The sequence below is a fragment of the Kitasatospora sp. NPDC056138 genome, from assembly GCF_042264695.1.
Taxonomy (GTDB): domain Bacteria; phylum Actinomycetota; class Actinomycetes; order Streptomycetales; family Streptomycetaceae; genus Kitasatospora.
Genome location: NZ_JBHJVK010000010.1, coordinates 81,314 through 100,586, shown reverse-complemented (window position 1 = coordinate 100,586; position 19,273 = coordinate 81,314). Strand labels below are relative to the sequence as shown.

At 73.2% G+C, this 19,273-nt stretch carries 15 protein-coding genes, 1 tRNA gene and 1 pseudogene; 11 read left to right on the top strand and 6 right to left on the bottom strand.

Annotated elements, in window-relative coordinates; genetic code table 11:
• Positions 1-67: 67 nt before the first annotated feature.
• The 4 genes from ACFC1R_RS09940 (at position 68) to ACFC1R_RS09925 (ending at position 3,766) form a co-directional block, all read left to right on the top strand.
• Positions 68-141, top strand: a tRNA-Ala gene (locus tag ACFC1R_RS09940).
• A 151-nt stretch (positions 142-292) separates the two neighbouring features.
• On the top strand, positions 293-1,699 hold the full coding sequence (locus ACFC1R_RS09935) for an SDR family NAD(P)-dependent oxidoreductase (RefSeq protein WP_375935566.1): 1,407 nt from the start codon (positions 293-295) through the stop codon (positions 1,697-1,699).
• 195 nt (positions 1,700-1,894) lie between these two features.
• On the top strand, positions 1,895-2,995 hold the full coding sequence (locus tag ACFC1R_RS09930; RefSeq protein WP_375935563.1) for a calcium:proton antiporter: 1,101 nt from the start codon (positions 1,895-1,897) through the stop codon (positions 2,993-2,995).
• A gap of 201 nt (positions 2,996-3,196) precedes the next feature.
• A complete protein-coding gene (locus tag ACFC1R_RS09925) occupies positions 3,197-3,766 on the top strand; it encodes an NUDIX domain-containing protein (protein ID WP_375935560.1) in 570 nt (189 codons plus the stop codon).
• Positions 3,767-3,856: 90 nt separating this feature from the next.
• Here the strand turns inward: ACFC1R_RS09925 and ACFC1R_RS09920 are convergent, their stop codons facing one another.
• Complete coding sequence (locus tag ACFC1R_RS09920) at positions 3,857-4,366, bottom strand: ElyC/SanA/YdcF family protein (RefSeq protein ID WP_375935557.1); 510 nt, start codon at positions 4,364-4,366, stop codon at positions 3,857-3,859.
• Positions 4,367-4,466: 100 nt separating this feature from the next.
• Positions 4,467-6,869: a Tex family protein gene (locus tag ACFC1R_RS09915; RefSeq protein WP_375935720.1), complete on the bottom strand. Its 2,403-nt coding sequence runs from the start codon at positions 6,867-6,869 to the stop codon at positions 4,467-4,469.
• 248 nt (positions 6,870-7,117) lie between these two features.
• Here ACFC1R_RS09915 and ACFC1R_RS09910 point away from each other — a divergent pair, with 248 nt between their 5' ends.
• The 4 genes from ACFC1R_RS09910 to ACFC1R_RS09895 all read left to right on the top strand — a co-directional run bounded on the left by ACFC1R_RS09910 (position 7,118) and on the right by ACFC1R_RS09895 (position 12,254).
• Positions 7,118-8,431: a glycosyltransferase 87 family protein gene (locus ACFC1R_RS09910; protein ID WP_375935554.1), complete on the top strand. Its 1,314-nt coding sequence runs from the start codon at positions 7,118-7,120 to the stop codon at positions 8,429-8,431.
• Positions 8,432-8,635: 204 nt separating this feature from the next.
• Positions 8,636-9,160 (top strand): PadR family transcriptional regulator, encoded by a 525-nt coding sequence (locus ACFC1R_RS09905; RefSeq protein WP_375935551.1) that lies wholly within the window; start codon positions 8,636-8,638, stop codon positions 9,158-9,160.
• Positions 9,157-9,873 (top strand): ABC transporter ATP-binding protein, encoded by a 717-nt coding sequence (locus tag ACFC1R_RS09900; protein WP_375935548.1) that lies wholly within the window; start codon positions 9,157-9,159, stop codon positions 9,871-9,873. Before ACFC1R_RS09905 ends, ACFC1R_RS09900 begins: the two co-directional genes overlap by 4 nt.
• Positions 9,870-12,254: an FtsX-like permease family protein gene (locus tag ACFC1R_RS09895; RefSeq protein WP_375935545.1), complete on the top strand. Its 2,385-nt coding sequence runs from the start codon at positions 9,870-9,872 to the stop codon at positions 12,252-12,254. The genes ACFC1R_RS09900 and ACFC1R_RS09895 overlap by 4 nt, the downstream gene beginning before the upstream one ends.
• A gap of 123 nt (positions 12,255-12,377) precedes the next feature.
• Here ACFC1R_RS09895 and ACFC1R_RS09890 read toward each other — a convergent pair whose 3' ends face one another.
• Positions 12,378-12,830 (bottom strand): MarR family winged helix-turn-helix transcriptional regulator, encoded by a 453-nt coding sequence (locus ACFC1R_RS09890; RefSeq protein ID WP_375935542.1) that lies wholly within the window; start codon positions 12,828-12,830, stop codon positions 12,378-12,380.
• A 116-nt stretch (positions 12,831-12,946) separates the two neighbouring features.
• Here ACFC1R_RS09890 and ACFC1R_RS09885 point away from each other — a divergent pair, with 116 nt between their 5' ends.
• Positions 12,947-13,321 carry a cupin domain-containing protein gene (locus tag ACFC1R_RS09885; protein WP_375935539.1) on the top strand — a complete coding sequence of 125 codons (375 nt, stop codon included), beginning with the start codon at positions 12,947-12,949 and terminating at the stop codon, positions 13,319-13,321.
• Positions 13,322-13,380: 59 nt separating this feature from the next.
• Here ACFC1R_RS09885 and ACFC1R_RS09880 read toward each other — a convergent pair whose 3' ends face one another.
• Positions 13,381-14,277 carry an SGNH/GDSL hydrolase family protein gene (locus tag ACFC1R_RS09880; protein WP_375935536.1) on the bottom strand — a complete coding sequence of 299 codons (897 nt, stop codon included), beginning with the start codon at positions 14,275-14,277 and terminating at the stop codon, positions 13,381-13,383.
• Between the two features lie 208 nt (positions 14,278-14,485).
• On the bottom strand, positions 14,486-15,994 hold the full coding sequence (locus tag ACFC1R_RS09875; protein ID WP_375935533.1) for an IPT/TIG domain-containing protein: 1,509 nt from the start codon (positions 15,992-15,994) through the stop codon (positions 14,486-14,488).
• A gap of 313 nt (positions 15,995-16,307) precedes the next feature.
• On the opposite strand from ACFC1R_RS09875, the gene ACFC1R_RS09870 reads away from it, so the two are divergent.
• Entirely contained in the window at positions 16,308-17,162 is an 855-nt protein-coding gene (locus ACFC1R_RS09870; protein WP_375935530.1) for a GNAT family N-acetyltransferase, read from the top strand.
• A 292-nt stretch (positions 17,163-17,454) separates the two neighbouring features.
• Here ACFC1R_RS09870 and ACFC1R_RS09865 read toward each other — a convergent pair.
• Positions 17,455-17,805, bottom strand: a pseudogene (locus ACFC1R_RS09865) (winged helix-turn-helix transcriptional regulator); the annotation flags it as partial.
• A 102-nt stretch (positions 17,806-17,907) separates the two neighbouring features.
• Between ACFC1R_RS09865 and ACFC1R_RS09860 the strand changes: the two are divergent.
• Positions 17,908-19,119 carry a pyridoxal phosphate-dependent aminotransferase gene (locus tag ACFC1R_RS09860; protein WP_375935527.1) on the top strand — a complete coding sequence of 404 codons (1,212 nt, stop codon included), beginning with the start codon at positions 17,908-17,910 and terminating at the stop codon, positions 19,117-19,119.
• Positions 19,120-19,273: the final 154 nt, after the last annotated feature.

Sequence of the window (19,273 nt, the reverse complement as noted above, 5' to 3'; positions counted from 1 at the left end):
TGCCGGACGCCCAGGCCGCCCCGGCACCGCGCTCACACCGCGGCATCGGCAGCATGTCGATCACGCCACCCGGCGTAGCGCAGAGGCAGACGCGCCACGACTGCATCGTGGATCACGCCGGTTCGAATCCGGCCCCGGGTGGCGCTTCGACAGAACCCCGCGTGCAGCGGCAGTGGTCCTGCCCGCGCCCGGCCGATCCCGCCGGTCCGCATCCGACCGGTCCGCATCCGACCGGTCCGCATCCGACCGGTCCGCATCCGGCCGGGGCCGACGACACAGCGGGGGCGAGCAGGTGCAGCAGGCACAACAGAACGCCGTACCGGACCACGAACTGGCCGCGTACGAGCGGACGGTCGCCCGGCTGCGCCGGCTCCCGGTCGACCACCCGACCCGGCTGCGCGCCGAGAAGCTGGCCGAGGTCTTCGTCCGCGACGGCCGTCGCGGACGGCGGCGGGCCAAGCGCGAGGACAACGCCGCAGCCGACGCCGCCCTGCTGCGCGCGACCGCCACCGGAGCGGCGGACCGCCGCGAGGACGCCCCGCTCGCCCTGCCCGGCCCGGTGGACGCCGCCGCCCCGCTCGGCGAGCTGCGCCGCTCCCGCCGCTGCTACGTCTGCAAGTCGACCTACCGTCAGGTCGACACCTTCTACCACCTGCTCTGCCCCGGCTGCGCGACCGACAACGCCGCCCGTCGCAGCCTCTCCACCGACCTGCGGGGCCGCCGCGCGCTGCTCACCGGCGGGCGGGTGAAGATCGGCTTCCAGCTGGCCCTGATGATGCTCGGGGACGGCGCCGAACTGATCGTCACCAGCCGCTTCCCGCAGGACACCGTACGCCGGTTCCAGGCTGCTCCCGGCAGCGCGGAGTGGCTGTCCCGGCTCACCGTGGCCGGCATCGACCTGCGCGACCCGCGCCAGGTCATCGGCCTCTGCGACCGGCTGCGCGCCGACGGCCGACCGCTCGACATCCTGGTCAACAACGCCGCCCAGACCGTGCGCCGACCACCCGAGGCGTACGCCCTGCTGATGTCCGGCGAGCAGCACCGCGCCGACCGGCTCCCGTCCGGTACGGGCGTCCTGCACGCCCCAGGCTTCCGTCCGGCGGCGGCCCTGACCGCCGCCTGGCCCACCGCGCCCGCGAGCGAGCCGGCACCCGTCGCCCCCGCGAGCGCGGTGGCCCCGACCACCGACGAGGCCGGACTGCTGCCGGACACCGCGCCCGCGAACTCCTGGTCCGCCCGGCTGGGCGAGCTGGACCCGGCCGAGCTGTTGGAGACCCAGCTGGTCAACTCGGTTGCCCCGGCACTGCTCTGCGACCGGCTGCTGCCACTCCTGCTGGCGTCGCCGCAGCCCCGGCGGTACATCGTCAACGTGACCGCCGTCGAGGGCCGCTTCGCCGTCCGCAACAAGACCGCCGGGCATCCGCACACCAACATGGCCAAGGCCGCGCTCAACATGCTCACCCGCACCAGCGCCGCCGAACTGGCCGAGCAGGGCGTCCACATGTGCGCCGTGGACACCGGCTGGATCACCGACGAGAACCCGGCCCCGAAGAAGTCCCGGATCGCCGACCGCGGCTTCCGCACCCCGCTCGACATCGTGGACGGCGCGGCCCGCGTCTACGACCCGATCGTGCGCGGCGAGGCCGGCGCGCCACTGGCCGGGGTGTTCCTCAAGGACTACCGGGAGGCCGCCTGGTGATCCTGGCCCGGCGGGCCACCGGCCCGAAGGCCCCCGCACCCCGGGCGTGCCGGCCCCGGGAGCACCGACCCGATGACCACCGAACCCGCAGGTCGCCGAACGCAGTACACCCGCGCGCGCCCACCTCCCCCGCTCCGCCCGCCCGTGATCTGCTGGCCCGACCACGAACCCAGCGATCCGGGAGGCCCGACCCGCATGATCATTCGGCTCCGTGCGCAAGCCCTGCGGTGGACCGTCACCGTGCCGGTGCTGGCCTTCGTGCTGCTGGCGCTCGCCTGGGGGCGTTCACTGCCCGGACCGCTGGTCGTCCTGGTGTCCTGTTTCCTGGCCGGCGCGGTCCTGGCCGCCGTCCACCACGCCGAGGTGATCGCCCACCGGGTCGGCGAGCCCCTCGGGTCACTGGTCCTGGCGGTGGCGGTCACGATCATCGAGGTGGCACTGATCGTGACCCTGATGGCGGACTCCGGCGCCAAGAACGCCACACTCGCCCGGGACACCGTCTTCGCCGCCGTCATGATCACCTGCAACGGCATCCTCGGGCTCTGCATCCTGGTCGGCGCGCTGCGGCACCGCACCGTGGTCTTCAACGCCGAGGGGACCGGCGCGGCCCTCGGCACCATCGCGACCCTGGCCACCCTCAGCCTGGTCCTGCCGACCTTCACCACCAGCACCCCGGGGCCGCAGTTCTCCACCACCCAGCTGGTCTTCGCCGCGACCGCCTCGATCGTCATCTACCTGCTGTTCGTGACCACCCTGACCGTCCGCCACCGCGACTACTTCCTGCCGGTGACCAGTTCGGGCCAGGTCCTGGACGCCGACGGCCACGCCGAACCACCCACCTCCCGCCAGGCGTTCACCAGTCTCGCGATGCTCGCCGTCGCCCTGGTCTCGGTGGTGGGCCTCGCCAAGGGGGTGTCGCCGACCATCGAGTCCGTCGTGGCCTCGGCGGGACTGCCCTCCTCCGTGGTGGGCGCGGTCATCGCACTGCTGGTCCTGCTGCCGGAGACGATCGCCGCCGTCCGCGCCACCCTCCGCAATCGGGTACAGATCAGTCTCAACCTCGCGCTCGGCTCCGCCCTCGCCAGCATCGGCCTCACCATCCCGGCCGTCGCCATCGCCTCCGGCTGGCTGAGCGGCCCGCTGGTCCTCGGGCTCGGCGCGACCCACATGGTGCTGCTCACCCTCACCATCGCCGTCGGCACCCTGACCGTCGTCCCCGGCCGCGCCACCCCGCTCCAGGGCGCCGTCCACCTCGCCGTCCTGGCCGCCTACCTGGTCCTCGCCGTCAGTCCGTGACACCTCGGTCCGTACGGCGGCCGGCCGCGCCGCAGCAGCGTTTCCCGTCCCCAGCCGTTCCCGCCGTCCCCCCTCCGTCCCGGCCGTCGTCCCCACCGCCTCCTCCGTCCCCGCCCCCGCACTCTGCCGCTCGGCGATCGCCGGATCACCCAGCGCCACCGAACGGCAGCACTCACCGCCCGCTGGGACTACGATCTTTGAATGACGGACACAACTGACAGAGCAGCAGAACTGGCGGACCTGGCGGCGCGATTCCCCGGTCTGCACGCACCGCAGCGCTGGGCCTGGGGCGGCATCGACGCCCAGTTCTCGGCGGAGCTGCCGCCGGACGCACTGATCACCAACATCCACCTGATCGGGTTCTCGGAGGGCCGGGTGGTGCTCTGCCGCGACACCCGCGGCCACTGGTTCCTGCCGGGCGGCACCCGGGAAGAGGCGGAGAGCATCGAGTCGTGCCTGGTACGGGAGTTGCGCGAGGAGGCGGGCGCCCGGCTGACCGGGCCGCCGGTCTGGATCGGCGCGCACCGCTGCGTGACGGACAGCCCGGTGCCGTACCGCCCGTGGCAGCCGCACCCGGAGAAGGCCTGGCTCTGGGGCTGGGCCGAGGTCACGGTGGACTCCGCCCCGACCAACCCGGACGACGGCGAACAGGTCGTCGAGGTCCGGGCCGTGGCGCCCGAGGAGGCCCGTCGTCTGCTCACCCAGGGCCGCGAGGCCTGGTGGGGCGAGCTCGTCGACCTCGCCGTCGAGTCCCGCTCGCCGGCCAACTGACTTCCCGGGCAGGGCAGTCGACCGGTCGGGTGTCACGCGTGCCGAAGCCGCCGCACCCCGGCCGGTCCGGGCCCGGGGTCGGACCCGCCGTCAGGCGGCCGGACCGCCCGGCCCGATCACCAGGCAGACCCCGAGGTCGACCGCCTCGTAGGTGAGGAAGACGGCGGCGAACTCGCGGATCGTCGCGCTGGGCCAGTGGTACGCGCCGGCGTGCGAGCCCACGGCACGGCCGTTGACCCCGGTGCTGCGGGCGAGCAGGGCGGCCCGGACGGCGTCGAAGTTGTCGGTGGCGATCACGCACCGGCAGTCGGGCCCGGACTGTTCCGTGCCGGCCCTGCTGTACGTCAGGTTCTCCCCGGTGGTACGGGAGCGGCCCTCCCGGACTCTCCGGTCCTCGGGAACCCACGCTCCGTCAGGCGGTCGGCCATCGCGTGCGACTCGGGCAGCGCCTCGTCGGGCCTCTGGCCCCCGGAGGTGATCAGCACCGGAGCGTTCCCGCGCGCGACCTGCCGCTCGTACACGGCGCGGCCGCGCCCCAGCCGGCCGGCCGGCAGCGGCGGGAGAGACCGGAGGAGGATTCCCGCGCCCCTCCGGCAGCACCCGGCAGCCCCGGCCGCCCCGACAGCCGACAGCCGACAGCCGACAGGCAGCGGTGGTCCGGTGCCGCCTGACCGGGCGTCACCGGACCACCGGAGAGGGCTCAGCGCCTGCCCGAGTCCCCACCCGCCAGACCGGCCCGGCGGAGGGCGTCGGCCATCGCGCTGTTGGTGACCTGGGCCGGTGCCCCGCCGCGCCGGTCGCCGCCGCGGCGGTCCCCGTCACCACGGCGGTCTCCGTCACCGCGCCGGTCCTGGCGCGGCGGACGCGGGCCCCGCTCCCGGCGCCCCTCACCGCCGGAGCCGGAGCCGCCACCGGAGCCGGAGCCCGGAGCGACCTCGTCGTCCAGCCGGAGCGTCAGCCCGATCCGCTTGCGCGCGACGTCCACCGAGGTGACCCGGACCCGGACGATGTCCCCGGGCTTGACCACCTCGCGCGGGTCCTTGACGAAGGTCCTGGACAGCGCCGAGACGTGGACCAGGCCGTCCTGGTGCACGCCCACGTCCACGAACGCACCGAACGCGGCGACGTTGGTGACCACGCCCTCCAGCACCATGCCGACCTCCAGGTCGCCGATCTTGTCGACGCCCTCCTTGAAGACGGCGGTGCGGAAGGCCGGGCGCGGGTCGCGTCCGGGCTTGTCGAGTTCGGCCAGGATGTCGGTGACGGTCGGCACGCCGAAGGTGTCGTCGGCGAAGTCGGCGGGGCGCAGGGCCCGCAGCGCAGCGCTGTTGCCGATCAGCGCGCGCAGTTCGCCGCCGGTGCCGGCCAGGATGCGGCGGACCACGGGGTAGGCCTCAGGGTGCACGCTGGAGGCGTCCAGCGGGTCGTCGCCGTCGGGGATGCGCAGGAAGCCCGCGCACTGCTCGAACGCCTTCGGCCCGAGCCTGGCCACGTCCTTGAGCGCCCTGCGGGTGCGGAAGGGGCCGTTGGCGTCGCGGTGGGCGACGATGTTGTCGGCGAGCGTGCCGGTGACGCCCGAGACCCGGGTGAGCAGCGGTGCGGAGGCGGTGTTGACGTCCACGCCGACCGCGTTGACGCAGTCCTCGACCACCGCGTCCAGCGAGCGGGAGAGCTTCACCTCGCTCAGGTCGTGCTGGTACTGGCCGACACCGATCGACTTGGGGTCGATCTTGACCAGTTCGGCCAGCGGGTCCTGGAGCCTGCGCGCGATGGAGACCGCGCCCCGGATGGAGACGTCGAGATCGGGCAGCTCCTGGGAGGCGAACGCGGAGGCGGAGTACACCGAGGCGCCGGCCTCGGAGACCATCGCCTTGGTGAGCTTCAGCTCGGGGTGACGCTTGATCAGGTCATCGGCGAGCTTGTCGGTCTCGCGGGAGGCGGTGCCGTTGCCGATCGCGACCAGGTCCACCTCGTGCTTGCGGGCCAGCTCGGCGAGGGTGGCCAGGGCTGCGTCCCACTTGTTGGCGGGCTGGTGGGGGTAGATGGTGCTGTGGGCGACGACCTTGCCGGTGGCGTCCACCACCGCGACCTTCACCCCGGTCCGGAAGCCGGGGTCCAGGCCCATGGTGGCGCGGGTTCCGGCGGGGGCGGCGAGCAGCAGGTCGCGCAGGTTGGCGGCGAAGACGCGGACGGCCTCGTCCTCGGCCTCCTGGCGCAGCCGGGTGCGCAGGTCGATGCCGAGCCGGACCAGGATGCGGGTGCGCCAGGCCCAGCGGACGGTGTCGGTGAGCCACTTGTCGGCGGGGCGGCCCCGGTCGGCGATGCCGAAGCGGGCGGCGATCCGCTGCTCGTAGTCGCTCTCGCCGGGCAGGTCGGTGCTCTCGGAGCCGTCCAGGGGCGAGAGTTCGAGGTCGAGGACCTCCTCCTTCTCGCCGCGCAGCATGGCCAGGATGCGGTGCGAGGGGAGCTTGGTGTAGGGCTCCGCGAAGTCGAAGTAGTCGGCGAACTTGGCGCCGTCCTGCTCCTTGCCCTCGCGGACGGTGGCGACCAGCCGGCCTCGGGTCCACATCCGTTCGCGCAGGCCGCCGACCAGGTCGGCGTCCTCGCCGAAGCGCTCCACCAGGACGGCGCGGGCACCCTCCAGGGCGGCGGCCGGATCGGCGACCGACTCGTTCAAGTAGCCTGCGGCCAGCGCCGAAGGGTCCTGGGAGGGGTCGGCGAGCAGGGCGTCGGCGAGCGGTTCGAGACCGGCCTCGCGGGCGATCTGCGCCTTGGTCCGCCGCTTGGGCTTGTACGGGAGGTAGATGTCCTCCAGCCGCGCCTTGGAGTCGGCGGCGAGGATCCGGGCCCGCAGGGTGTCGTCCAGCTTGCCCTGGGAGTCGATGGACTCCAGCACGGCGCTCCGGCGCTCCTCCAACTCGCGCAGGTAGCGCAGCCGCTCCTCCAGGGTGCGCAGCTGGGTGTCGTCCAGCGAACCGGTGGCCTCCTTGCGGTAGCGGGCGACGAAGGGGACGGTGGCTCCGCCGTCGAGCAGGTCGACGGCCGCCTTCACCTGCCCTTCGCGGACGCCCAGTTCTTCGGCGATCTTGCGTTCGACTGGCATGGTCACGAAGCCGGCCACCTTCTCCTGGTTCGGGGTTGAGCGTTCCGCGATGGGCGCTTCACAGCCCGTGTGCGCTCTGCGGTTCGCCCTGCATTCTGGCAGGTACCCCGCCCGGAGGGGGTGCGGGCGTGTCCTTGGAGCGGCGTGGCGCGTTGTGCTGACGGTCGGTGACACGCAACCGAACGGTGATCATCCGACCTGATTTGTCTGATATGAGATAGATCACACGGCACCTTCTCGTGGAGGCGATGGTGGCTCAGGCCCCGACACCGGTCACCCAGTGGGGCATGCCCCAGGCTGGTCCGTTCCGCTGGACCAGACCGGCCACCTGGCCGAGGGAGGCACTCGCCCTGGCCGGCTACTGGGTCGCCAGCCGCATGATCATGATCGGGATGCTCAAGTCCGGCAAGGCCGAGCAGGCCATCGAGGTCCACCGGACCTACCACGGCTGGTTCCAGATCCTCCAGGGCGGCACCTTCCCGGTCGGCGACGTCACCTGGCAGTACCCGCCCGGCGCCGCCCTCGCGATGCTCGCCCCCGGCCTGCTGCCCTTCCTGACGTACCTCCAGGCCTTCGCGCTGCTGATGCTGCTCACCGACGCGATCACCCAGGCCGCCCTAATCCGGGTCTCGCTGCGCCGCAACGGCGGTGTGCACCGGGGCCGTTCGACCGCCGGCGCGTGGATGTGGGCCATGGCGCTCCCGCTGATGCTCGGTCTGCCCTACGGCCGGTACGACCTGCCGGTCACCGCCCTGGCGATGGCCGCGCTGCTGCTGCTCCCGTCCCGTCCCCGGATGGGCGGGGCGCTCGCCGGGATCGCCGCCATGGTCAAGGTCTGGCCCGCGCTGGTCGTGCTCGGCGCACCGCGCGGACGCGGCACCAGGCAGGCCTGGCTGGCGACGTGCGCCTCGGCCGCCGCACTGCTGCTGGTGATGGCCACCCTCTTCCGCGGCGCCTTCGACTTCCTCACCGCCCAGCAGGGGCGCGGCGTGGAGATCGAGTCACTGGGCGGCAGTGCCCTCCAGGTGGCCCGCGAACTCGGCTGGCCCGGCGACGTCGACCAGCACTACGGCTCGCTGGAGTTCCTCGGCCCATACGTCCACACCATCGCCCGCGCCTCGCTGCTGCTCACCGCGCTGGCCTTCGGCTGGCTGCTGCTCTGGCGCTTCCGGGCCCGCCGCTGGAACGCCGCGACCCCGTACGACGCGGCACTCACGGCCGTGCTGCTGTTCACCGTGACCAGCCGGGTGATCAGCCCGCAGTACCTGATCTGGCTGATCGGGCTGGCGGCGGTCTGCCTCACCGTCCGGGGCTCCAGCCAGCGGCCGGTCGCCCTGCTGCTGCTGCTCGCGACCTCGGTCACCACCATCGACTACCCGCTCTTCTTCGACTCGCTGATCCACGGCGGCTGGAAGGGCACCCTGGTCATCGTGGTGCGCAACGGGCTGCTGCTGGCCGCCTCGGTCTGGTCGGCCGCCCGCCTGTGGCGCGCCACCGTCTCGGCCACCACCGCCCGCCAGCAGGCCCCGCAGGTCCACCGCGGACCCATCCGGGTCGCCTGACCGCTTCTCCGTCAGGGGCGCGGGGATCCGCGCGAGTGGCCCACCGTCCAGGTGCCCGGCCGCCCGCGCGGGCCCCCCGCGCCCCTTGCCGCATCCGCGCCCCCGACCACCCGCGCCCCGGCCCCGGCCCCGGCCCTGGCCCCGGCCCCGGGTGGCAATCGCGGTGTATACACCGCATGTATACACGTGGTGTATGTTCGTTCCATGGCAATCGGACAGGCATTCCTCGGGCTCCTGGAGACCGGGCCCAGACACGGCTACGACCTCAAACGCGCGTACGACCATCGCTTCGGCCAGGGTCGCCCGCTCGCGTACGGCCAGGTGTACGCGACACTCTCGCGGCTGCTGAAGAACGGACTGGTCGAGGTCGACGGCATAGAGCCGGGCGACGGCCCCGAGCGCAAGCGGTACGCCATCACCGACGCCGGGGTGACCGACATGGCCGACTGGCTCGGCCGCCCCGAGAAGCCCGAGCCGTATCTGCAGAGCACCCTCTACACCAAGGTCGTGCTCGCCCTGCTCACCGAGCGCCCGGCCGCCGGGATCCTGGACGTCCAGCGCGCCGAGCACCTGCGCCTGATGCGCGAACTCACCCGCCGCAAGGCCACCGGCGACCTCGCCGACCAACTGGTCTGCGACCACGCCCTGTTCCACCTGGAAGCCGATCTGCGCTGGCTGGAGCTCACCGCCGCGCGGCTCGACCAACTCGCTGCGGAGGTCCGCCGGTGAACGCGATATCCGAGAAGTCCTCCGGCCTGGAGACACCCCCGCCGCTGCTGTCCGCCGTCGACCTGCACAAGTCCTTCGGGCCCACCAACGCCCTGGCCGGCGCCGAGATGCACGTATGGGCCGGCGAAGTGGTCGCCGTGATGGGCCCGTCCGGGTCCGGCAAGTCCACCATGCTGCACTGCCTCGCCGGGATCGTCGCGCCGGACTCCGGCCACGTCTCCTACGACGGGCGGCTGCTCACCGAGATGAGCGACGCCGAACGCAGCGCCCTGCGCCGCACCGAGTTCGGCTTCGTCTTCCAGTTCGGCCAGCTGGTACCGGAGTTGAGCTGCCTGGAGAACGTCGCCCTGCCGCTGCGGCTCACCGGCGTACGCCGCCGGGAGGCCGAGCGGCGGGCCCTGGAGTGGATGGCCCGGCTGGAGGTCGACGACCTCGGCGGCAAGCGCCCCGGCGAGGTCTCCGGCGGACAGGGCCAGCGGATCGCGGTGGCGCGCTCGCTGGTCACCGGCCCCCGGGTGATCTTCGCCGACGAGCCGACCGGCGCCCTGGACTCGTTCAACGGCGAGCGGGTGATGCAGCTGTTCACCTCCGCCGCCAAGGAGTCCGGCGCGGCCGTGGTCCTGGTGACGCACGAGGCCCGGGTGGCCGCCTACTCGGACCGCGAGGTGGTCGTCCGGGACGGCCGCGCGCTGAACCTGGAGCGGATGGGATGAGCGCCACCGCACCTGCGCCCGTCCCCCGGCGCAGCGCCCTCCGGGTCTGGTCCGCGGACCTGCTGCTCGGCGCCCGGCTGGCGCTGAGCGGCGGTCGACAGGGCTGGCTGCGCACCGCGATGACCGCCTTCGGGGTCGGTCTCGGCGTCGCACTGCTGCTGGCGGCGACCGCCATCCCGGCCGCCCTCCAGTCCCGGCAGGACCGCAGCGAGGCCCGGATCGACTTCAGCCTGTCGGCCATCGCGCGCAAGCCCGCCGACAACACGCTGCTGATCGCCGCGGCCGACACCAAGTTCCGCCGGCAGGACATCAGCGGCCGGCTGCTCCAGCCCGAGGGGCCCAGGGCCCCGCTGCCACCCGGCGTCGCCACCATGCCCAAGCCCGGCGAGATGGTCGTCTCGCCCAGGCTGAAGGAGCTGCTGGCCGCCTCCGACAGCACCCTGCTGCGCGAGCGCCTCCCGCAGCGGATCATCGGCACCATCGGCGACTCGGGCCTGGTCGGTCCGGCCGAGTACTACTTCTACGCGGGCACCGACCGGCTCGACCCCGACAACGGCGTGGGACGCCGGATCACCGGATTCGGCGACCGGATCGAGTACGACGCGATGAGCCCGATGCTGATCCTGCTGGTGATCATCGGCTTCGTCGTCCTGCTGCTGCCGGTCGCCGTGTTCGTGGCGGCGGCCGTACGGTTCGGCGGCGAGCGCCGCGACCGCCGGCTGGCCGCCCTGCGGCTGGTCGGCGCGGACACCCGGATGATCCGCCGGATCGCCGCCGGGGAGGCCGCCTTCGGGGCACTGGTCGGCGTGGTGATCGGCGCCGTGCTCTTCCTGGCCGGGCGCGAGCTGGCGCGCGGGGTCGTGCTCTTCGACATCAGCGTGTTCCCCGCCGACCTCCAGCCGGGCGCGCTGCTGGCCGCGAGCACCGTGCTGGCCGTCCCGGCCGCCGCCGTCGCCGTCACCCTGCTCGCCATGCGCAGCGTCGTGGTGGAACCGCTCGGGGTGTTCCGGCAGGCCCAGGCGCCGCGCCGGCGGGTCTGGTGGCGGCTGCTGCTGCCGGTGGCCGGTGTCGCACTGCTGGCCCCGCTGTTCAGCGGCGCGGGCAATCGGCAGTCCTTCAACGAGTACCAGGTCGCCGGCGGAGCGGTGCTGATCCTGGTCGGCGTCGCCGCACTGCTGCCCTGGCTGATCGAGTCCGTGGTCGCCCGGCTGCACGGCGGCCCGGTCGCCTGGCAGCTGGCGGTCCGCCGGCTCCAGCTGGACAGCGGCACCTCGGCCCGGGTGGTCAGCGGCATCGCCGTCGCGGCGGCCGGGGCGATCGCCCTGCAGATGCTGTTCAGCGGAATCGAGGGCGACTTCCGCCGGGAGACCGGCCAGGACCCGAGCAAGGCGCAGGCCTACGTCTCGGTCCCGACGGGCCACGGGCTGATCCTCCCCGCCGAGTTCGACAGCCGCCTGCGCGCCACCCCCGGTGTCACCGGCGTGAGTTCCGCACTGGGACTGCCCGTCGCCACCGATGGCGGCACCCCCGAGAACCCCGCGCTGCGTTCGCTGTACATAGCGCCGTGCGAGACGCTGAAGACCCTCGCCAGGATCGACACCTGCCGGGACGGCGACGCCTTCTCGCTCGACAACAGCGGCGGGTCCAGCGGAGACATGATGGCCCACTTCAAGGCGGGACAGCCGGTGGAGGTCGGCTACATCCCCGGCATCGGCGCCGGAATGCGGCCGATCCACCCGAACTGGACCATGCCGACGGGGCTTCGACCGGTCGAGTCGGCCCCCGAGTCGCTCGGGCTGGTCTACTCCGGCTTCCTGCTCACCCCCGGTGCCGCCGAGGGCGCGCCGCAGTCCCACGGACGGATCGTCGGCTACGCCCAGGTGGACTCCGCCTCCCCCGACGCGTACGACCGGCTGCGCAACACCGTCACCGCCATGGACCCGACGGCCACCGCGATCCAGCTGCAGTCGACCCAGGAGAACAGGCGGTTCGCCGGCATCAAGCGCGGACTGTTCGCCGGGGTCACGGCCACCCTGCTGCTGATCGGCGCGAGCATGCTGGTCGGCACGGTCGAGCAGCTGCGCGAGCGGCGCAGGCTGCTGGCGGTACTGATCGCCTTCGGCACCCGCCGCTCCACGCTCTGCGCCTCGGTGCTCTGGCAGACGGCCCTACCCGTGCTGCTGGGCATCGCCCTGGCGGCCCTCAGCGGGATCGGCCTCGGCTCGGCCCTGCTGACCATGGTCGACCACCCGGTGAGCCTGGACTGGGTCTCGATCCTCGGCTTCGGCTCGATCGGCGCCGCTGTGGTCCTGCTGGTCACGGCGGCCAGCCTGCCGTCCCTGTGGCGGATGATGCGCGCCGAGGGTCTGCGGACCGAGTGACGCGCACGACCGCCGGCGTGAGCCCGGCGTCCCCTGCCATCCGGCCGGGGGCGCCGGGCTCACGTCCGTCCGCAGCCCGGCGGCGCTGCGGTGACGGCCGGGCCCCCGCGGGCCCGTGGCACGTCACCAGACCGGTCGCAGCCGCCCACTGGGCGCCAGCCGGGCCAGGTCGTCCCGCAGTCCGTGCAGCCGCTCCTCGCCCAGCGTCGCCACCCACGGCCGGACGGCTTCGGCCGCCGCCGCGTCCGCCGCCCGGGTGCAGGCCCAGCCGCGTTCGGTGAGCACGACGAGCCGGGCGCGGGCGTCGGCGGGGTGCGGCTGCCGCTCGACGTAGCCCTTGCGGACCAGCTCCTCGACCAGCTGGCTCGCCGCCTGCTTGGTCACGCCCAGGTGCTCGGCCAGCTCCCCGACGCTGGCGCCGCCGGGGGCGAGCCGGGCGAAGGCGAAGCCGTGCGCCGGGCGCACGTCGTCGAAACCGCGCTCGCGGACGCCCGCGTCGATCGCCCGGACCAGATCGGCGGCCAGGCCGAGCAGGAGTGGCGGCAGGCTCAGGGCAACGGTCTCGGCTTCGGTCATGCCCGGAATTCTGCCAGGCCGACTCCGGAGATGGGCAAGTAGCTTGACTATGTGGGCAAGTGGCTTGACCATATAGTCAAGCAACTTGCCCATCTCATCGATCGCAGGGAGACCTCATGCCCATCGTCAGCACCGACCAGGCCACCGTCCACGAGATCCACGGCGCCCGGTTCGTCTCGTACGCCGCTCCGGCCACCGGCAGCACCGAGCTCTGCGCCTGGCGGCTGGAGATCGCCGCCGGAACGCCGGGGGTCGAGCACACCATCACCCGGGAGGAGGTCCTGCACGTGCTCTCCGGCGCACCGGTGGTCACCCTCGACGGCGAGCGGACGGCGCTCGGCCCCGGCGACACCGTGATCGCCCCGGCCGGCGTCCGCCTGAAGGTCGACAACCCCGGCGAACAGGCCGCCCACGCCTGGGTCACCACCGGCACCGGGCTCCAGGCCCGGCTGGCCGACGGCTCGGTGCTCACCCCGCCCTGGGCGAACTGAGCACCGGAGCGGACAGAGCACCGGGCGGTCCGAGCGCCGGGCGGTCCGAGCGCCGGCGATCAGCCTTCGTAGGGCAGGAGTTCGGCGCGCTTGGGCGGGCGGTCGTCGCCGGAGGAGCGGCCGGTGAGCCGGCGGCCGATCCACGGGCCGAGGTGGATGCGCAGCCAGCGCAGGTCCGAGCGGAGCCGCTCGGCCCGCCCGCTCGGTGCGGCCGGGGGCAGCGGCGCGCGCCAGTCGAAGCCCACCGGACGCCCGAGCGCCTCCAGTACGGCGGCGGCAACCCGGCGGTGCCCCTCCGGGGAGAGGTGCAGCCGGTCCTCGGCCCACAGGCGGCGGTCGTCGAAGCAGGGAGCCGAGAAGAGATCGACCACCCGGACACCCGGGTGCTGCCCGGCCAGCCCCTCGACGAAGGACTTCATCTCCAGGATCGCCGGGAGCAGCCGGGCGCTCCCGGCCAGCCGGCGGCTCGGGTCGGTGCTGGTGAACATCACCACGGTCGGGCCCGCACCCGCACCCGCAGCTCCGCCGGCGAGCAGCGTGGTGGCCGCCAGGCCGAGCAGCCGCTTGACCTCCTCGACGTCGCAGCCGGGCCGCAGGACGTCGTTGAGCCCGCCCGCCAGCGTGATCAGCCCGGCGTTCATCACGGCGGCCCGGTCCACCTGCTCGGCGTGGATCTGGCCGATGAGTTTGCCGCGCACGGCGAGGTTCGCGTAGCGGAACTCCTCCCCCGGCCGCTCGGCGGCCAGCGCGGCGGCGACCCGGTCGGCCCACCCCCGGAACTGGCCGTCGGGGAGCAGTTCGTCGCACATGCCCTCGGTGAAGGAGTCCCCGACGGCGACGTACCCGGCGTACGCGACGGTTTCCGCGACATCGGACCGGGCGCTGTCGGGCCGCCCGGCGTCGGGGCAACTGCCGTGCGGGGTCGCGTCGGTGGCGGTGGTGGTGGTCTCGTTCATCGTCACAGGATCGTACGCGCAGTACACCCGGCCGGGAGTGGCGCCCCCGGCCTCCGCCGCCGCCCCCACCGCCCGGGCCCGGACGGGCCGGGAGCCGTCCTCGGGCCGATCCCGGTACGGCTCGCCGGCCGTGCCGAGCCGCCGGTGCACCGCCGGGCGGTCAGTCGTGGGACTGACCGCCCGGCCAGGGAGCGGTTCGGCACCGGTCTCACAGTTTGTAGGTGAACTCGTCCGCGGGGCCGGGCGGGGACGAGTAGCCGTCCGACAGCACGGTGACGTTGATGGTCAGGGGTTTGCCGATGCCGATGCTCGGGGCGGGCGCGATGGCGACGATCTGGTTGGGCGGCGTGACGCGGACGGACTCGGCGGGGTTGTCGCCGAAGTAGACCTTGGCGTCGGAGGTGAAGTTGACGCCGGTGATGGTGACGGGGGTCTTGGTCCAGCCGTTGTCCGGGCTGATGCCGGTGACCACCACGGGAGCGGGGCCGCCGTAGGCGAACTGGCCGAACGGGACGGCCGGGGAGGTGCCGAGGTTGGTGGTGACCCGGACGGCGACCACGCCGACGCCTTCGGGTGCGTGGGCGGTGATCCGGGCGCCGTCGTTGCTGACGTCGAGCCGTGGGCACGCCACCGTGCCGAAGTCGACCTCCAGGCGCTTGTCCGGGTGGAATCCGCTGCCGGTGATGACGACCGGGGTTCCGGCCACGCCGACGTTCGGGCTGATACCGGTCACCAGCGGACCTGACGGCACGACGGGGGCGTCGAGCAGGCTCAGGTAGGTGGAGTTGGCGTGCTGGTAGGCGACCTGGCCCATGAAGTCCTGGAGCGACTTCTTGACCATGACCGGGTCGTGCTTGTGGTAGTCGGTGTTCAGCGGCATGTCGTCGCCCGGCTGGGCGTAGACGTTGGGGCCCGGCAGGGTGGCGATCGTCGAGATGACGCCGATGACGTCGTCGTTCGCCACCGGGCCGGGCGGATCGGGGTACCACTTCTTGGCGTTGTCGAGGCTGGTCCAGGCCTGCGGCACCAGGTCGTAGAAGTTGTGGTAGCGCTCGTTGACGACCCAGTTCAGGGAGTTGTCGACGTAGGACACGAAGTCCGGGCCGCCGGCGGTGGGGGCGGCGAAGGTGTAGAGGCCGAACTGCGGGGTGCGGGGCAGGCCCTGCGCCTGGAGGTAGGGCGCGACCATGGTGGCGATGCAGCCGCCGAGGCTGTGGCCGATCACGTACACCGTGGGGTTCGGCTGGGCCTTGGAGAGGACGCTGGTGAGCGCCTGCACCAGGGTGACGCCCCCCGAGCTCATGGTGACGACCTGGCTGAACGCCTCCATCGCGCCCTTGGAGACGTAGACCGGAGCGGGTGGCGAGCCGACGGCGGTGAAGGGGACCACCGTGCCCACGCCGAGGTCCTCGAGGAGATCGGTCACGTTGGCGACCGTGCCCCGGATGACCACGGCGAACTGGTTGGAGCCGTCCCTGCTCTGGGCCAGGTACGCCATGTTCGCGTTGTCCGCGCTCAGCGCGCACCACAGCTGGCTCCAGTTCTTCCCGGTGGCGAGGGAGGGATCGCCCAACTGCTCGTTGATGCCGAGGAAGACCCGGTTGCTCTGCTCCGCCAGCGTCTCCCCCGACGGACGCGGGGTGGCGGCGGCCGCCGCGATCGCGGCCAGCGTCATCGCCACCTGAGGCACCATCGGTCCGACCTGCTCGATCGACATGATCACTCCCTTGGAATCGCCCTACCGAACGCAATAGGTCGTGTCCAATCTAGTTTCCGGTGTGCGTACTTGACGGCAGCTCGGCACGGACGTCACGCGTTCGGACGAACACCGGCGGCAGAGCACCGGCCCAGGACGGCTCCGCCCAGGGCGATCGCACCGGACGCGACACCGCACGGCGGCCCGGCCCGTCCGGAGAGGTGGGCTCCACCCGCCGGGTCACCGGCGCGGCGAGCGACCGCCACCGGCGGAGCGGATCCCACCCGGCCCTCGGGGCGATATCCCGGTGACGCCGCGTCGTCCCGCTGCTTTGATGCGCGGTGTGACTTCTTACGATCGCCGGCAGTCCGCATCGGCCACCGTGCTGGATGCCCTTGAGCAGTACTACGACGCCGTACCGAGGAGCAGCGCCCGGGTCGAGGACTTCGGCCCGCTCTCGCTGTTCGTCCGCGAGGGCGAGGGCTGGCCGTTCTACGCCCGTCCGACACTGGGCGGCGCCGGGCCGGTGCGGGCCGACGACGTGGCGCGAGTGCTCTCCCGGCAGCGGGAGCTGGGTGCGCCGGAGTCCTTCGAGTGGGTCGCCGAGACGACACCCTCGCTGCGGGCCGCCGCCGAGGCCTGCGGACTGCACGTGCACGCCCACCCGTTGATGGTGCTCGCCCCGGACGCGCCGACGCCGCGGATCACGGCCCACGCCGACGTCACCGTCCGGGTCCTCGGACCCGAGGACCCGGCCCTCGCCGCCGCACTGGCGGTCCCCCGGCTGGCTTTCGCCGAGCCCGGTACCCGGATCGGTGCCGCCGGCCCGGCCGAACTGGCCGAGGCGTCCCGGACGGCCGCCCGGGACGGCTCCACCGAGCGGGTGGCCGGCCGGATCCGCACGGGTCTGACCCGGGTCGCCGTGGCGGTCACGGACGGCACCGCACTGTGCTCGGGCATGCACCAGCCGGTCGGCGAGGTCACCGAGATCGTCGGTGTCGGCACCCTTCCCGCCGCCCGCCGCCGGGGCCTCGCCCACCTGGTCACCGCCGCGCTGGTGGCCGACGCCCGCGCGCTCGGCACCCGTACCGTCTTCCTCTCCGCCGGGGACGAGGACGTCGCCCGGGTCTACGCCCGCCTCGGCTTCCGTCCGGTCGGCACGGCGCTGATCGCCGAACCCGCCGCCTGACCCTCCTCCGGTGCCGTCCGGGCCCGGCCGGGCTCCCGGGTGCCGCGCGGCACCCGGGGGCCCGAGGCGTGCGGGCCGTCCGCCGCTACTCGGACGTCGGCCGTGAGCCGGGGGGGTCAACGGTCCCGGGCGGTCCAGGGGACGGCAGCGGCAGGCTTCCCGGCTCGGGGTTCCCCTGCTCAGGGCTTCCCCTTCGAGACGAAGAGGACGACGGCCGAGCCCGAGGCGACGGCGGCACCGGGCCGGGGATCCGTGTTGATCACCGCCCCGGCCGGCCGCCCACCCCCGTCACCCAGTGCTCGCGGACGGCGTCGGTGGGGCGCGGCTCGCCCAGGGCCTCCAGGCCCCAGGCGCCGAGCGCGTCGACGACCTGGCGCAGCGCCAGTCCCCGCTCCGTCAGCTGGTAGACCGTCGCGTTGGCGGGCCGCTCCAGCCTGCGGCGGACCGCCAGGCCCTCGCTCTCCAACTGCTTCAGGCGGGCGGCCAGGATGTCGGTGGAGACGCCGGGCAGGTCCGCGTGCAGGTCGGTGTAGCGGCGCGGACCGTCGAGGAGTTCACGGACGATCAGGAGGCTCCAGCGCTCGCCCACCGCGTCCAGGGCGCGGGCGACGGCGCAGTACTGGTCGTAGCTTCGGCGTGACATGTCGATCAGCATAGCCAAAAGGTTGGACTTTCCAAGTGGATACTTGGTAGAACAAAGTGACCAGACTGACGGTGCGGTGACGGACGGATCGGGAGACCGCTGATGGAGTTTCGGCAGTCCAGCAAGCTGAAGGACGTGTGCTACGAGATCCGTGGCCCGGTGGTCGACCAGGCCAACGCGCTGGAGGAGGCCGGGCACACCGTCCTGCGCCTGAACACCGGCAACCCGGCACCGTTCGGCTTCGAGGCGCCGGAGGAGATCCTCCAGGACATCATCCGCAACCTCCCGAACGCCCACGGCTACAGCGACTCGCGCGGCATCCTGCCCGCCCGCCGGGCCGTGGTGCAGTACTACCAGCAGCGCGGCGTCCCGGGCGTCACGGTGGACGACGTCTACCTCGGCAACGGCGCCTCCGAGCTGATCCAGATGAGCGTGCAGGCGCTGGTGGACGACGGCGACGAGGTCCTCGTCCCGATGCCGGACTACCCGCTCTGGACGGCCGTCGTGCGGTTCGCCGGCGGCAAGGCCGTGCACTACCTGTGCGACGAGGAGGCGGACTGGTACCCCGACCTCGACGACATCGCCGCCAAGATCACCCACCGCACCAAGGCCATCGTCGTCATCAACCCCAACAACCCGACCGGCGCGGTCTACTCGAAGGAGCTCCTGGAGGGCATCCTCGAACTCGCCCGCCGCCACGGGCTGATGGTCTTCGCCGACGAGATCTACGACAAGATCCTGTACGACGGCACCGAGCACCACTGCCTGGCCGCGCTCTCCGACGACGTGCTCACCCTCACCTTCAACGGCCTCTCCAAGGCGTACCGGGTGGCCGGATTCCGCAGCGGCTGGCTGGTGGTCTCCGGACCCAAGCAGCACGCCAAGGACTACCTGGAGGGGCTCACCATGCTCGCCGGGATGCGGCTGTGCCCCAACGTCCCGGCCCAGTTCGCCGTCCAGGCGGCGCTCGGCGGCCACCAGTCGATCCACGACCTCACCCTGCCGAACGGCCGGCTCACCGAGCAGCGCGACGTCGCCTGGCGGGCCCTGAACGAACTGCCCGGCGTCAGCTGCGTCAAGCCCAAGGGCGCGCTGTACGCCTTCGCCAAGCTGGACCCCGCCGTGCACCGGATCGTGGACGACGAGCAGTTCGTCCTCGACCTGCTGCTCCGCGAGAAGATCCACATCGTCCAGGGCACCGGCTTCAACTGGCACCGCCCCGACCACTTCCGCTTCGTCACCCTGCCCCGCGCCGACGACCTGGAGACCGCGATCAGCCGGATCGGCCGCTTCCTGGCCACCTACCGGCAGTAGGGCCCGGCCACCCCGCCCGGCCTCGGCCCACGGGGCGAGGGCCGGCGGGGGGGCGGTGCGGCGGCACGGGCGGCGCACCCGGGTGGGACCCGTCCGCCCCCCGCCGGGGACAGGACGCCCGGCGCCCGGTGGGGTCGCGACCCCCCCCCCGGGG